The sequence below is a fragment of the Amycolatopsis sp. CA-161197 genome (assembly GCF_050942255.1).
In the GTDB taxonomy this organism is placed as follows: Bacteria; Actinomycetota; Actinomycetes; order Mycobacteriales; family Pseudonocardiaceae; genus Amycolatopsis.
This window is the reverse complement of sequence record NZ_CP192059.1, coordinates 1,815,961-1,830,237: the sequence shown is the minus strand read 5'-3', so window position 1 is coordinate 1,830,237 and position 14,277 is coordinate 1,815,961. Positions and strand designations below refer to the sequence as shown.

Genomic DNA, 14,277 nt, shown 5'->3' with positions numbered 1-14,277 from the left:
ACCGGCTACTTACCCGGCCGAGTCAAGCCGTCGTCGCCGGCACCGCGCGACAGGACCACCTCGTCGGTATTCGCCAGCGCCTCCGTGCCGCGTGGGGTGGGCGGAGCGGAGGTCAAGTCGCGCAGGCGGATCGGCGGGCCGAGGTCGATCAGCGTCGGGAGGTACTCCGCCTTGGACACGGCCCAGTGGCCGTCCGTCTGCGTGAAGGTGAAGCGGGCGGCCGTGCCTTCTTCGGTGGAGCCGCGCGGGTCGTCGTGGCGGGCGATCTCGTTGCCGAGGCCGTAGGCGACCCACTTGCCTTCGACCTTTTCAAACGGCTGGACCACGTGGGCGTGGTGCCCGACGATCAGGTCGACGTCGGGGGAGGCCAGCAGCTTGCGGGCCAGCGAAGCCTGGTCGTCTGTCACCGAGTGCTGGTACTCGATCCCCCAGTGCAGGCTGGCGATCACGACCTCGGCGCCGGCCGCGCGGGCGGCGTGGGCGGCCGCGAGGATGTCGTCGGCGTCGATTTCGTTGGCCAGCCAGGGTTTGCCGGCGGGGACCTTGATGCCGTTGAAGCCGAAGGCGAACGACAGTTGCGCCACCTTCACGCCGTGGACGTCGAGGATCAGCGGCTGCGAAGCCTCGGCCTCCGAGCGCGCGGAGCCCGTGTGCTTGAGGCCCACCTCGTCCAGCTTGTCCAACGTCCGCGTGATGCCGGCCGCGCCCTTGTCCAGCGTGTGGTTCGAAGCCGTGGAGCAGGTGTCGTAGCCGGTGTCCTTGATGGCGTCGGCGATCTGCGGCGGCGCGCTGAACGACGGGTACCCGGTGTACGGCCCGCCCTCGGGCGCGAGTGGCGTCTCTAGGTGGCAGATGGCCAGGTCGGCCCCGGACACGAGCGGCTTGACGCCCGCGAGGATCTGGCGGTAGTCGATCTGCCCGCCGCCATCGGCCTCGGCCTGGTCGGTGAGCGCGGGGTGGATCAGCACGTCGCCCGTCGCCACGACCGTGAACGACGTCGGCGCGGCCGAAGAAGGCAAGCCGGCGGGCGCCGAAGGAGCCGGCAACGCGGCCTGCGGTGCCCCGCTGCACCCCGCCAGCACCAGCACGGCACCGGCCCACCCGAGGATCGAGCGGCGGATGTGCGTCATGTTCGCCCCCTTTGTCCAGCTGCCGTCGACATCCTGCCGCATGTCGACCGGACAAGACGCAACGCCCGCCATGACGGACCGTAATCGAACCCAAGTCAACAAGAAAACCCACCAGCAACCGAAATAGCAGCACGATCAGGGCGGAGCAACAAACCCTGGTCAGCCGGGAAAAAATACGATAATTAGCGCCCAACCACCAGTAGGAAAATCACTCTCCGTAGGTATCCATCCGCTAACTGCGGCAGAACCTGTGGTTGACGTCACCCGATCCAGTGTCTTGTAATACGAGTTACGCGGAGTTCACGCCCACGCAACAGTCGTCCTCGGCCCCCATGGGAGCACTCGATGTCCACATACCCGCACAGGTCACGTACCTGGAGCGTTGTTGGTTGTTGTTTGATTGCCGGTGCAGTGTTGGCCGGATGCTCCTCCGGCAAGGACACCGCCGCGCCCGCGCAGCAGGCGCCGACGAACGGCAAGATCACGCTCTACTACCTGCAGAAGCAGGGTGATCAGCAGTACTTCGTGGAGCAGGCGCAGGGCGCCCAGGAGAAGGCCAAGGAGCTGGGTGTCGACCTCAAGGTCGTCAACCTCGGCCAGGACGCCAACAAGGCCATCACCGAGCTCGACGCCGCGGTCGCGCAGGGGGCCAACGGCGTCGCCATCGTGGTGCCCGACCAGGCCATCGGCCCGGAGGTCATCGACAAGGCGAAGTCCGCCGGCATCCCGCTGATCTCCTCCGACGACGTGATCAAGGACGGCACCGGCAAGGCCGCCCCGTTCGTCGGCTTCAACGGCACGCAGATGGGCACCTCGGTCGGCCAGGAGGCCGCGAAGCTGTTCAAGGCCGCCGGCTGGTCCGCCGCCGACACCAAGGTGATCAGCGCCTACAAGCAGGACCTCACAGTCTGCACCGACCGCGTCAACGGCGCCAAGGCCGCGTTCGAGAAGGACGCCGGCGCGCAGGTCGACGTGATCGACGTGGGCACCGACAACTCCCCCGTCGACGCCCAGAACCGCTCCGGCGCCGTGATCAGCTCCAACCCCGGCGTGAAGCACTGGGTCGTGTGGGGCTGCAACGACGAGAACGAGACCGGGGTCGTCACCGCGCTCGCCAACTCGGGCGTCGCCGCGAACAACATCATCGGCGTGGGCCTCGGCGCCTACCTCGACTGCAAGGACTGGGCCGCGGGCAAGGACACCGGCAACAAGTCCTCGCTCTACATCTCGGGCGCCGAGGTGGGCCGCACCGCGATCCAGGTCCTCGTCGACAAGGTCAAGAACGGCAAGGACCTCCCGCTCGAGACCATCGCCAAGACCCAGATGGTGAACAAGGACACCTTCAAGGCGGCCGGCGTCAACTGCACCTGACCCGACCACGGCCCGGGGGTGTCCACACGCGACACTCCCGGGCTCCCCCGTGAAGGAAGGCTCACCATGGCCAGTTCCACGGCGCTCATCGCCGAGGGCATCGGCAAGCGCTTCTCCGGCGTCACCGCGCTCGACGACGTGACGCTGGAGTTCCACTCCGGCGAGGTGCTCGCGCTCATGGGCGAGAACGGCGCCGGCAAGTCGACGCTGTTGCGTGTGCTCTCGGGCGACCACGAGCCCAGCGACGGCACGCTGCGGGTCGACGGCGAGCCGGTGGTGTTCGACAACCCGCGCGCCGCGATGGCCGCGGGCGTGCGCGTGATCTACCAGGAACCGGAGATCATCCCGCACGTCTCGGTGGCGGAGAACGTGTTCGTGGGCGAGCTGCCCTCGCGCGCCCGCGTGTTCAGCCGCCGCACGCTCAACCAGCGCACGCACGAAGCGCTCGTCGAGTACGGCTTCGAAGGCGTGCTCGACCCGGCCACGCCCGGTAGCAAGCTCTCGGCCGCGCAGCGCCAGCTCGTCGAGATCCTGCGCGTGCTCACCGCAGCCACCCCGCCGCGCGTCATCGCCTTCGACGAGCCCACCTCATCGCTCTCGGAGCACGAGGTCGACGCGCTGTTCCGGCTCATCCGCCGCCTGCGCGACTCCGGCGTGGCCGTGGTCTACGTGTCACACCGCATGAAGGAGATCTTCCAGCTCGCCGACCGCGTGGCCGTGCTGCGCGACGGCAAGCTCGTCGGCGTGCAGCAGGCGGCGGAGTCCGACGAGAACCAGCTGGTGCGCATGATGATCGGCCGCGACCTCTCGGCGCTGGAGCGGCGCGAGACCGCCGAGACCGGCGAGGTCGTGCTGCGGCTGGAGGGCGTGACCACCGACGACGTCACCGACGTCTCGTTCGAGGTCCGCGCCGGTGAGGTCGTGTGCCTGGCCGGGCTGGTCGGCGCCGGACGTTCCGAGCTGGCGCGCGCGATCGTCGGCGACCTGCCCGTGCGGTCGGGAAAGCTGGAACTCGACGGGAAACCGTTCAAGGCCCGCACGCCCGGCGACGCGGTGAAGGCGGGCATCGGCTTCGCGCCCGAGGAACGCAAGACCGACGCGTTGCTGATGCAGCGTTCCGTGCGCGACAACGTCTCCATCGCCGTGCTCGACCGCCTGCGCCGCTTCCGCGTGATCCGGCGGGCGAAGGAGCGCGAGCTCGTGGCGGAGTACATCCGCGAGCTGCGCGTGCGCACGCCGTCGATGGAGCAGGAGGTGCGCAAGCTTTCGGGCGGCAACCAGCAGAAGGCCGTGCTCGCGCGCTGGCTCGCCCGCCGGCCCCAGCTGCTGATCCTCGACGAGCCCACCCGTGGCGTCGACGTCGGCGCGAAAGCCGAGATCTACCGCATCATCGACGGTCTCGCCGCCGAAGGCATCGCTCTGCTGGTGATCTCGTCCGACCTGCCTGAAGTCCTCTCGCTGGCCGACCGCATCGTCGTGATGCGCGCCGGGCACGTCGCGGGCCAGCTGAACCGCGACGAAGCGACCGAAGAAGCCGTACTGACCCTGGCCATCCCGGCGACGGAGCCGGCCGCCGAAGACATCCAGGAGGTGGGGGCGTGAGCACCCCGACCCGGCCCAGCCCCGCGCAGGAGCAGCCGACCGAACACCCCGACCCGCACCGCGTGTCCACCGCGCGCAAGGTGCTCAACGGCATCGGCGTGCAGAACAGCAGCCTGATCATCACGCTCGTGGTGCTCGTCGTGCTGCTCTCGACGCTGAACGACAACTTCTTCCGCACCAACAACCTGCTGCTCATCGGCAGCGCGATCACCATCATGGGCCTGCTGTCGCTGGTGCAGACGCTGGTGATCATCCTCGGCGCGCTCGACATCTCGGTCGGCTCGATGGCCGGGCTCGCGTCGGTGATCTCGGCGATGGCGTTCACGTCCACCGGCAGCTCGATCGTCGGCATCCTCGCCGCGGTCGGCACCGGGATCGCGTGTGGTCTGGTCAACGGCCTGATCATCATCTTCGGCCGCGTGAACCCGGTCGTCGCCACCCTGGCCACGCTCGCCACGTACAAGGGCATCGCGCAGGTCGTGTCCGACGGCAAGGCCCAGGGCTACACCGGCGCCGACGACCTGTTCATCTTCCTGGCCAAGGGCAGCGTGCTCGGGCTGCCGACGCTGGTGTGGGTGTTCCTGATCGTCGCGGCGGTGCTGCACTTCCTGCTGAAGTACACCGACATCGGCCGCAACGTGTTCGCCATCGGCGGCAACGACACGGCCGCGCGCCTGGCGGGCATCAACATCAACCGCTACATCATCGGCGTCTACGCGCTCGTCGGCGTGGTCGCGGCCATCGCGGGTGTGCTGATCACCGCCCGCACGGGCTCGGGTCAGCCGACGTCCGGGTCCGAGGGCTTGGAGCTGCAGGCCGTCACGGGCGCGGCGCTCGGCGGCACGATGCTCAAGGGTGGCAAGGGATCCATCGTCTCCACGGTGCTGGCGGTGTTCATCCTCGGTGTGCTCGACAACGGCATGTCGGGCCTGGGCATCAACCAGTTCTGGCAGAACGTGGCCCACGGCGCGCTGCTCGTGGTCGCCGTCGTGCTGCAGCAGCTGCGCAGCGGGGAGCGCCGCGTCGGTCTGCCCGCCTGACGTGGGTGCCGACGGGGCCGGCCTGCACGCCCGCATCGTCGACGCGCTGGGCCGGCTGATCGTCGAAGGGGCGCTGCCCACCGGCGAGCCGATCGTGCCCGAGGACATCGGGCGCCGGTTCAAGGCCTCCCGGACGGTGGTCCGGGAGGCCTTGCGGGTCCTGGAGTCGAAGGGGCTCGTGGCGGCGCGGCCGCGCGTCGGCACGTGGCCGCAGCCGCCGGAATCGTGGGACGCGATCGACCCCGACGTGATCGGCTGGCGGGTCCGCGGGCCGGATTCGATTCGGCAGCTGCACGACCTGATGGAGCTGCGCCACCTCGTGGAGCCACAGGCCGCGCGGCTGGCGGCGCGGCACCGCGCGCCGGACGAGCTCTCCGCGCTGGCGGCGGCGTACGGGCTGATGACCGACGCCGTGGAACGCGAGGACACCGGGGCGTTCACCGAGGCCGACACGCTGTTCCACGCCGCGCTGGTGCGGGCCGCGGGCAACGCGTTGCTCACCCAGCTGCAAGTGCCGGTCGTCGCCGCCCTGCGCGCCGCGCCCGAGCCGACGGCGGGCACGCTCGTGGCGCATTCGCGCGTGCTCACCACGGTGCTCGCGAAGAACGCCGACGGAGCCGAGAACGCGACGCGCCGGCTGCTGGAAACCGTTGCGGCGTACCACTCACCGGCACCTTGACACGCCCAGTGGTCCACACCATAGTCCGTGATCGACCGGCCACCGATCACGATGGCCTCCGCCGCCATGAGCTGCTTGAGGAGGACGCACCCATGCATTTCCCGGGAATCCGCGGTTTCGCCGTGCTCGCGGCGGCGGTGACGGCCGGTGGGCTGGCGCCGGCCGTGGCGAGTGCGGCACCGGCGGCGCCGGCCGCGCAGTGCGCCGTGGCCGACGCGATGGTGAAGGCCGGTGACTACTGGGTCGCCCACGGGACGAACCTCGCGCCGGCCGACTGGCAGAACGCGACGTTCCACGTGGGCAACCTCGCCGTGGTCCGCACCACCGGCGTGTCCAACCACCAGACGCTGCCGTGGGGCGAGGCGAACAACTACCTGCTGCCGACCACGCCGGGCCAGCCGTTCGCGGCCGAAGACGAGGCCGCCGGCGAGGCGTACCTCGACCTGTACACCTACTTCCACCCCGACCCGCCGATCCTGGCCGACCTGCGTTCGCGCCTGGCCGACGAGGTCGCGAGCGTGCAGGCCGGGCACACGGGCTACTGGGACCACGTGAGCGCGCTGAACATGGCGATGCCCTCGTTCGCCCGCATCGGCGTGATGGACTCCTCGGAGCCGACGCTCGCCGCGATGCAGAAGCTGTTCCAGCACACGGAAAAGAGCCTGTTCGACGAGTTCTCCGGCTTGTGGCGCACCGATGCGCACTCGCCGTCGTACTGGTCGCAGGGCAACGGCTGGGCGCTGGCGGCCCTGACGAAGGTGCTGCAGGTGCTGCCCGCGAACGACCCGCGGCGCCCGGAGTACCTGCGCGTGTTCAAGAAGATGGCGACGACGCTGAGCGTGCTGCAGCGGCCGGACGGCTTCTGGAACGCCAATCTGCTGAACCCGTTCGGCGGCCCGGAGAGCAGCGGCACCTCGCTGATCACCTACGGCCTCGCGTGGGGGGTCAACGCCGGGGTCCTCGACAGCCGCTGGTTCGAGCCGGTGGTCGACCGCGCGTGGAAGTCCTTGTCCACCAAGGCGGAGACCGCCGACGGCTTCGTGGGTTACGTCCAGCCGAAGACCGACGGACCCGGTTCGGCCAAGGCCACGGACACCTCGGCCGCCGGTGTCGGGGCCTTCCTCCTGGCCGGTCAGCAGGTCGCGGACCTCACCCCGGGGTGCGCGCTGCCGCCCGCCAGCTGAACCGAGGAAACGTGAAGCGCCGCCACTCTCGTCGTGGCGGCCCTTCCGTCTACTTGAGACAGTCTTGGGGGTCGCCGCGGGTCAAGGCGGGGTCGGTTTGCTCGAACGTGCGTGCCACGCCCGGGCCGGAGGTCCGCGTCTCGAAGCGCACGGTCACGCGGCCGTGGCCGGCGCCCTGGACCCAGCCCGTGCCGAACTCCGGGTGCACCACGTCGTCGCCCGGGCGCCAGCCGCTCGACGACACCGGGGCCGACCCACCCGGTGACGGCACCACCGCCACCACGGGCTCGGCCGAGGCCCCCGGCACGGCCAGGGTGAACAACGCGTCTTGGTGCGGCACGGAAAGCCCGCTGAACGCCACGCCGACCAGCCGCACGCCGCCGAACTCCTGCGGATCCAGCAGCAACCGCTCGGCGGTGGCGGCGAGCTGGTTGAGGTCGTCGGTGGGCGAGGCCGTGGTCTCCGAGCGGGTCACCGTGCTCATGTCCGTGTGCCGCAGCTTGATCACGACCGTGCGCGCCACCCGGCCCGCCTTCACCAGCCGCGAGTGCGCGCCCGCCGCGATCTTGCGGACTTCCGCGCGCAGCCGGGTGAGGTCCACGATGTCGACGTCGAACGTCGTCTCCGCGCTGACCTGCTTGGCCTCCCCGCGTTCGGCCACGGGCCGGTCGTCCGTGCCGCCGGCCAGCTTGCGCAGCTCCCGGCCGACGACCCCGCCCAGCGTCGCCACCGCGTCCGGCTCCGACAACGCCGCCAGCTCGCCCAGCGTCAGCACCCCGATCGTTCGCAGCTTCGCCTCCGCCACGGGCCCGATCCCCCACAGCGCCCGCACCGGCAACGGCGCCAGGAACTCCCGTTCGGTGCCCGGCGGAACCACGAGCAGGCCGTCGGGTTTGGCGCGGTCCGAGCCGATCTTCGCGACCTGTTTGCCCGTGCCCGCCCCGATCGAGGCCGTGAGCCCGGTTTCCGCCCGAATCCGCGCCCGCAGGTCCTCCGCGAACCGCGTCACCTCCGCCACCGACGCGCCGGCCAGCGAAGGCGGCTCCGCGAACGCCTCGTCCAGCGAAATCCGCTCCAGCACCGGTGCGACGTCGGCGACGATGTCGAAGACCTGCTTGCTCAACGTCTCGTACAACCGGAACCTCGGCGGCAGGATCACCGCCCCCGGCGGCAGCAACCGGCGCGCCTGCGACATCGGCATCGCCGACCGCGCGCCGTACACCCGCGATTCGTAACTCGCCCCGGCGACGACCCCACGCGGCCCGGTCCCGCCGACCACGACAGCTCGGCCCCGCAGCGTCGGGCGCGTGAGCTGCTCGACCGAGGCGTAGAAGGCGTCCAGGTCGAGGTGGACGACCCAGCGGGTCACGTCAGCTCCCGCCGGTGGCGTCCAGCAGCCGGTGCAACGCCGTCGTGTAGGACTCGAACGCCGCGCGGCCCTTGGCGGTCAGCTTCACGAGCGTGACGGGCGTGCGGTGCTCGTAGGCCTTGGTGATCTCCACGTACTCGGCGTCTTCGAGCTTGCGCAGGTGCGTGGAGAGGTTGCCGGCCGTCATGTCGAGGAGCTGCTGCAGCCGCGGGAAGGTGATCTGGTCGCCCTGGTGCAGCCCGGCGAGCGCGACCGTGACGCGCAGCCTGGCCTGGGCGTGGATCACCGGGTCGAGCTCCGGCAGGCTCGCCTCCGTCACGTGCCGGCCCGCCCGCCCGTGCGCGCGGGCCGGCAACGCAGGTCACGCACGAAGTACACGAGCGCCGCGACGAGGAACCCGCCGCCGCCGGCCAGGCACAGCACGAGGAAGTTGCCCGGAACACCGACGAGCACGCTCGCGCCACCCGACACGATGATCCACACCCCGAAGCCGTACTGCAGCTTGTCCTGCCACAACATCCCGCCGGCGAGGTAGAGCATGCCGGTGAGCAGCAGTGAGGAGCCCGACCACAGCAGGGAAATCGTGTGCGGGTCGAGCGCGCCCTTGTTCATGATGCTGATGTTGATCAGCGACAGCGCGGCGAACGAGATCATCCAGCTCCAGCCGTACATCGCGCCGGTGCGCCGAGACGGGCCGCGGATGCCCCGGCTGATGCGGCCGCCGTAGTAGGCGGAGTACGCGATGGCCGCCACGAACAGCACCCCGACCACGATCGCCGCGACCCACCCGGGCATGAGCGGCCTCGCGTGACTGTCGTCGGACAGGTACACCAGGCCCCAGCCGACCAGCCACGTGAAGGCCCAGACGCCGAGCAGACGCGCCGGGCTGGCCCCCAGCTCCCGGCGCGTCCGCTCGTTCTGCCGGGCGATGAGGTTCAGCGACTCGGCGGCCGACATCGGCTGCTCTTCGTCGTCATCCACCTTGTTTCGCCCTCCCACCGTGCTGACCCCACATGCAGCACGGAAGTTAACACGTCAACCGACTTTGGCCGTGTCCAACCGGAACCGCCGCACCACCACGAGCGCAGGGATGACGAGCCACGCCGCGAGCACCGCCACCGCGAGGCCGAGACCGTTCGCACCGCCCACCGGCATCGTGCCGACGCGGCCGAGCCAGTAGGTCGGGACGAAGTGCGCGATCGTGGTCATCCAGGCCGGCATGATCGACAGCGGCATCCACAACCCGCCGAACACCCCGAGCGGCAGCATCAGCGCGCCGGTCATCGCGCCCACCGTGTCGCCCTTGCCGAACAGCCCGAGCAGCAGGCCCAGCACGGCGAACGGCAGGGCCCCGAGCCACAGCGCCACCGCGGTGAGCACCCATTGCGTGGCCGTCAGGTCGACCCCGCGCAGGGCGCCGGCCACGAAGATCACCACGAGCACCGGCAAAGCCATCGCCATGGCGGAGGCGATCTTCACGAACACGTAGTCCGGCGCGCGCATCGGCGTGAGACGAAGCTGCCGCTGCCAGCCGTCGGTGCGTTCGGTGGCCACGCGCGTGCCGGTGAACAACGCGCCGCTCAAGGCGCCGTACGCGCCCATGTTGATCATCGTGGTGGTGCTCGCCTTCAGCCCGTCCGGGCCGACGTAGTCGCCGAACAGGCCGCCGAAGAGCAGGAACATGCCCAGCGGCACGGCGATCGTGAACAGCGCGAACTGCGGGCTGCGCACGATGCGCAGGATCTCCAGGCGCAGGTAAACGAGGTTCATCGCAGGGCTCCTTCCGGCTCGTCGGTGTGCTCGTCGCCCGTCAGCGCGAGGAACGCTTCTTCCAGGCCGACGGCGGTGATCTCGATGTCGCTCGCGTCCGGGAAGGTGGTGAGCAGGGCGCGGATCGCCAGGTCGGAGTCGGCACACGCCAGCTCGGCGCGGCCGCCCTGAAGGCGTGCGGTCGTGACCCCGGCGAGCGCGGCCAGCTCGGCCTCGCTCGCGCCCGGCACCACGGCCCGCAGCACACGTCCGGACACGGCGGCGCGGACCTCGGCGACCGAGCCGTCGGCGACGACGCGGCCGTGGCGCACGAGCACCACGCGGTCGGCGAAATCCTCGGCCTCGGCCAGGTAGTGCGTGGCGAACAGCACCGTGCGGCCGCCCGCGCTGAACTCGTGCATCGAGGCCCAGAACGAGCGCCGGCCGTCCACGTCCATGGCGGCGGTCGGCTCGTCGAGCACCAGCAGCTCGGGGTCGCCGGCCAGGGCCAGCGCGTAGCGCACGCGCTGCAGCTGGCCGCCGGAAAGCTTGCCGCAGCGGCGGTTCGCGAAATCCGTGATGCCGGCGCGTTCGAAGACCTCCGCGGCCGGCAGCGGGTCGCGGTACATCGAGCGCATCAGCCCGACGAGCTCGGCCGGCGTGGTGTCGCGCAGCAGGAAGCCGTTCTGCACCATCGCGGCCATGCGCCCGGCGTCGACGGCCGCCCGCGCGTCGCCGCCGAACACCCGCACCTCGCCCTCGTCGGGCCGCGTGAGCCCGAGCAGCATGTCGATGGTGGTCGACTTGCCGGCGCCGTTGGGGCCGAGCAGCGCCACGACCTCGCCGCGGCTGACCTCGATGCTCAGCCCCTCGACAGCGTGCACCGGCCCGAACCGTTTCGTCAGGCCTCTCAGACTGAACGCCTCACTCATCCCGTCCCCCATCGACTTTGCGTTGCAAACCTGCTGGGGAACTTTGTAACACAAACCTCGTTGCAATGAAAAGCCCTACGAAGGACGAAGTTGTTTGATCAAGCCCCTGAAACGCCGAAACGCCGGGCGGGGATGGTCCCCACCCGGCGCTTCGAGCCGGTGTTTCAGCTGGTCAGAGGTGACCCAGCAGCGGCAGCACGTCGGCCTTGGCCTTCGCCTGCGCGGACGCCGACGGGGCCGGTTGCGGCTGCGGCGCGCACTCGACATCGGCCGTGCGACCCGGCTTGCGGGCCGGCAGGGCGCCGGTCGCCAGGTAGTCCGCGATCTTGGTGTCCACGCACGCGTTGCCGCGCGGCGTGATGGCGTGGCTCGTGCCACCCGGCTCCGCGATCAGCGACGCGCCCGGGAAGCGGCTGCGGACCTCGAGGCTGCCCTCGTACGGCGTGGCCGCGTCGAGCGTCTCGTCGATCATCAGCACGCTCTGCACACCCTTGCCGTCGACCTGCACGGGCTTGCTCGCCTTGGCGGGCCAGTAGACGCAGGGGGCGTTGAACCAGGCGTTCTGCCAGGTGAAGTACGGCGCCTTGAGGAACGTCTTCCAGTTGTCGAGGCGCCACTGGTTCCAGTTCGTCGGCCACTGCACATCGGTGCACTGCACGCCGAGGTACACGGCGTAACCGTTGTCGCTGTCGGACTCGAACAGGGCCTTGACCAGCGACGGGTCGTTCTTCGTGACGATCGCCGACAGCGCGTCGGCCACGTCGAGCCAGGTCAGCTGGTAGTAGCTGGCCTGCTGGATCACGTCGGTCAGCTCGTCGGGCCCGATCTGGCCGCCCGCGGGCTTGAGCGAGAGCTTCACCAGCTCACGGTCGACGGTCGCCTTCACCGAGGCCTGCGTCTTGCCCAGGTGGTAGGTGCTGTCGTACTTGGCGAGCCACCCGAACCAGATGTTGAGGTTGCGGTCGAACGCCACGTCCTGGTTCAGGTTCGCCTGGTACCAGACGTTGCGCGGGTCCACCGTCGAGTCGAGCACCATGCGGCGCACGCGCTGCGGGAACATCGTGCCGTAGACCTGGCCGAGGTAGGTGCCGTAGGAGTAGCCGTAGAAGTTGATCTGGTCGGCACCCAGGGCCGCGCGGATGGAGTCCATGTCGCGCACCGAGTCGGTGGTCTTCAGGTTGTCGAGCAGCGCCTTCGGGTTCTTCTTGGCGCAGTCCTCGGCGTAGCCCTTGGCGCGGTTGAGCCACGTCTTCTCGAGGCTCGGCGTCAGCGGGACATACGAGGGCCGGTCGAAGCTCGTGTAGCCGTTGTCGCACGACAGCGCGGGCTTGCTCGAACCGACGCCGCGCGGGTCGAAGCCGATCCAGTCGTAGGCGTCACCCGCGTGGTTGGGCACGTTGGCGCCGACGCGCGAGAGCGTCAGGCCCGAGCCGCCGGGGCCACCGGGGTTGGTGAGCATGACGCCCTGGTACTGCGCGTCCGGGGTCTTGTGCTTGATGCGGCTGACGGCGAGCTGCGCCTTCTGGCCACCCGGGTTGCTGTAGTCCAGGGGCACGGTCACGAAACCGCACTCGGCGCCGGCCGCCTTGAGGCCGGCGTTGTCGCACTGCCCCCACGCCACGGGCGGCGGGGTGTAGGCGGCGGGGGCGGTGGCCGGCGCCGCTGACGCGACGGGCACGGTGACCAGCGAGGCCAGCGTCGCGACGGCGACTGCCGCGAAGACAGCACGTCTCACGGGAGTTCCTTCTCTGTCGGGGTTCTCGTCTGTCGGGTCCGCCAGACGTTAGTCGTCTTGGCGGCGTGCGGCCGGGTGTTCTGGCCGCTCTGCCCGATAGTCCCTACGAAAGGTGGACGCTCTAATCGGTTTGGCCGCCGTCCGCTGCCACCGCTACCGTGTCCGGCATGACCATCTTCCAGCGCTTGCGGCAGCTCTAGCCCCGGCGTGACTCTTCACGGCCGCGCGTTCGCGGCCGTCTTCCCTGCGCGCCGGGTCCTCCCCCTTTTGACGGAAAGGACCTGCGTCTTTCATGCGCGAACACATCGTGATGGTCGGCAGCACCGCGCCGAGCCACATCTACCCGTCCCTGGGCGTCATCGCCGAGCTCGTGCGGCGCGGGCACCGGGTGAGCTACGTGGTGGGCTCACCCCTCGAGTCGCTGGTCGCCCCCACGGGCGCCCACGTCGTCACCCACCCGACCCTCCTGCCCCTCGGCGAGGCCGGCGTGTGGCCCGACGACCCGGCCGACGCCATGCGCGTCTTCCTGGACGAGGCGATCGCCGTGCACCCACTGCTCCTGTCGACGTTCGACGCCGACCGTCCCGACCTGGTCCTCTACGACATCGGCGGCCTCGGCGCCCCGCTGCTGGCGTCCCGGTACGGGGTGGCGGCCGTGCAGCTCTCGCCGACGCTCGTGGCGTGGGAGGGCTACGACGAGGACATGAGTTCGGTGCTGGACCCGATCAAGGCCTCACCGTCCGGTGTGGACTACGCCCGCACGATGACCGCGTGGCTGCGGGAGAACGGCGAGACCGAGAAGGCGTGGACCTGGCTTTCGCACCCGCCTCAGGTGCTGTCGCTCATCCCGCGCGCGATGCAGCCCCACGCCTCGCGCGTCGGGCCGCACGTGCAGTTCGTCGGCCCGTGCCTGTCACCGGATCGGCTGGCCGAGACGTGGACCCCGCCGTCGTCGGGGAAGCCGGTGCTGCTGGTGTCGTTCGGAACAGCGTTCACCGACCAGCTGCCGGTGTACCGGGCCTGCGTCGAGGCCTTCGCCGACTCGCCTTGGCACGTCGTGATGTCTGTCGGCGCTTTTGTGTCCGCTTCGGACCTGGGCCCGCTGCCACCGTCGTTCGAGGTGCAGTCCCGCGTCCCCCAGCTGGCGGTGTTGTCGGCGGCCTCGGCGTTCATCACCCACGCCGGGATGGGCAGCTGCACGGAAGCGCTGTGGTACAGCGTCCCCACGGTGGCCGTCCCCCAGGCCGCCGACCAGTTCGGCAACGCGGCGCAGCTGGAAACGCTGGGCGTGGGGCGGCACCTGTCGGCTGCGGACGTGACCGCCGCGTCGTTGCGTTCGGCGGTGGACGAGGTCGCCGGATCCGCCGAGGTGGCGGCGCGGCTGTCGTCGCTGTCCACGGAAATCCACGCCCACGGCGGCATTCCGGCGGCGGCTGATGCGGTGGAGGCGTTCTTGAAGTGAGGGTCGGGGAACGGTTCGTCCGGG

Annotated in this window: 13 protein-coding genes; 6 read left to right on the top strand and 7 right to left on the bottom strand. The window is 70.2% G+C overall.

From position 1 onward, the window contains the following. Positions 1-5 precede the first annotated feature (5 nt). Positions 6-1,130 carry a CapA family protein gene (locus tag ACQPXB_RS08910; RefSeq protein ID WP_432850777.1) on the bottom strand — a complete coding sequence of 375 codons (1,125 nt, stop codon included), beginning with the start codon at positions 1,128-1,130 and terminating at the stop codon, positions 6-8. A 411-nt stretch (positions 1,131-1,541) separates the two neighbouring features. Here ACQPXB_RS08910 and ACQPXB_RS08905 point away from each other — a divergent pair, with 411 nt between their 5' ends. The 5 genes from ACQPXB_RS08905 to ACQPXB_RS08885 all read left to right on the top strand — a co-directional run bounded on the left by ACQPXB_RS08905 (position 1,542) and on the right by ACQPXB_RS08885 (position 7,006). Next, a complete protein-coding gene (locus ACQPXB_RS08905) occupies positions 1,542-2,501 on the top strand; it encodes a substrate-binding domain-containing protein (protein ID WP_386948830.1) in 960 nt (319 codons plus the stop codon). Positions 2,502-2,567: 66 nt separating this feature from the next. Next, entirely contained in the window at positions 2,568-4,103 is a 1,536-nt protein-coding gene (locus ACQPXB_RS08900) for a sugar ABC transporter ATP-binding protein (protein ID WP_366579059.1), read from the top strand. Continuing rightward, positions 4,100-5,143 (top strand): ABC transporter permease, encoded by a 1,044-nt coding sequence (locus ACQPXB_RS08895; protein ID WP_366579057.1) that lies wholly within the window; start codon positions 4,100-4,102, stop codon positions 5,141-5,143. Before ACQPXB_RS08900 ends, ACQPXB_RS08895 begins: the two co-directional genes overlap by 4 nt. Before the next feature lies 1 nt (position 5,144). Continuing rightward, positions 5,145-5,822 (top strand): FadR/GntR family transcriptional regulator, encoded by a 678-nt coding sequence (locus tag ACQPXB_RS08890; RefSeq protein WP_366579055.1) that lies wholly within the window; start codon positions 5,145-5,147, stop codon positions 5,820-5,822. A 92-nt stretch (positions 5,823-5,914) separates the two neighbouring features. Next, a complete protein-coding gene (locus ACQPXB_RS08885) occupies positions 5,915-7,006 on the top strand; it encodes a glycoside hydrolase family 88 protein (protein ID WP_432850774.1) in 1,092 nt (363 codons plus the stop codon). A gap of 49 nt (positions 7,007-7,055) precedes the next feature. Here ACQPXB_RS08885 and ACQPXB_RS08880 read toward each other — a convergent pair whose 3' ends face one another. The 6 genes from ACQPXB_RS08880 to ACQPXB_RS08855 all read right to left on the bottom strand — a co-directional run bounded on the left by ACQPXB_RS08880 (position 7,056) and on the right by ACQPXB_RS08855 (position 12,791). After that, positions 7,056-8,375, bottom strand: a complete 1,320-nt coding sequence (locus ACQPXB_RS08880) for a DNA polymerase IV (RefSeq protein ID WP_432850772.1) — start codon at positions 8,373-8,375, stop codon at positions 7,056-7,058. 1 nt (position 8,376) lies between these two features. Next, entirely contained in the window at positions 8,377-8,694 is a 318-nt protein-coding gene (locus tag ACQPXB_RS08875) for a transcriptional regulator (RefSeq protein WP_432850770.1), read from the bottom strand. Then, positions 8,691-9,356, bottom strand: coding sequence for a hypothetical protein (locus ACQPXB_RS08870; RefSeq protein WP_432850768.1), 666 nt, complete (start codon positions 9,354-9,356; stop codon positions 8,691-8,693). Before ACQPXB_RS08870 ends, ACQPXB_RS08875 begins: the two co-directional genes overlap by 4 nt. A gap of 54 nt (positions 9,357-9,410) precedes the next feature. Continuing rightward, positions 9,411-10,145 (bottom strand): ABC transporter permease, encoded by a 735-nt coding sequence (locus ACQPXB_RS08865; RefSeq protein WP_366579049.1) that lies wholly within the window; start codon positions 10,143-10,145, stop codon positions 9,411-9,413. Next, complete coding sequence (locus tag ACQPXB_RS08860) at positions 10,142-11,056, bottom strand: ABC transporter ATP-binding protein (protein ID WP_366579047.1); 915 nt, start codon at positions 11,054-11,056, stop codon at positions 10,142-10,144. Before ACQPXB_RS08860 ends, ACQPXB_RS08865 begins: the two co-directional genes overlap by 4 nt. A gap of 172 nt (positions 11,057-11,228) precedes the next feature. Beyond that, positions 11,229-12,791 carry an alpha/beta hydrolase gene (locus ACQPXB_RS08855; RefSeq protein ID WP_432850765.1) on the bottom strand — a complete coding sequence of 521 codons (1,563 nt, stop codon included), beginning with the start codon at positions 12,789-12,791 and terminating at the stop codon, positions 11,229-11,231. 292 nt (positions 12,792-13,083) lie between these two features. Between ACQPXB_RS08855 and ACQPXB_RS08850 the strand changes: the two genes are divergently transcribed. Next, complete coding sequence (locus ACQPXB_RS08850) at positions 13,084-14,253, top strand: macrolide family glycosyltransferase (RefSeq protein ID WP_432850763.1); 1,170 nt, start codon at positions 13,084-13,086, stop codon at positions 14,251-14,253. The last annotated feature ends 24 nt before the right edge of the window (positions 14,254-14,277 follow it).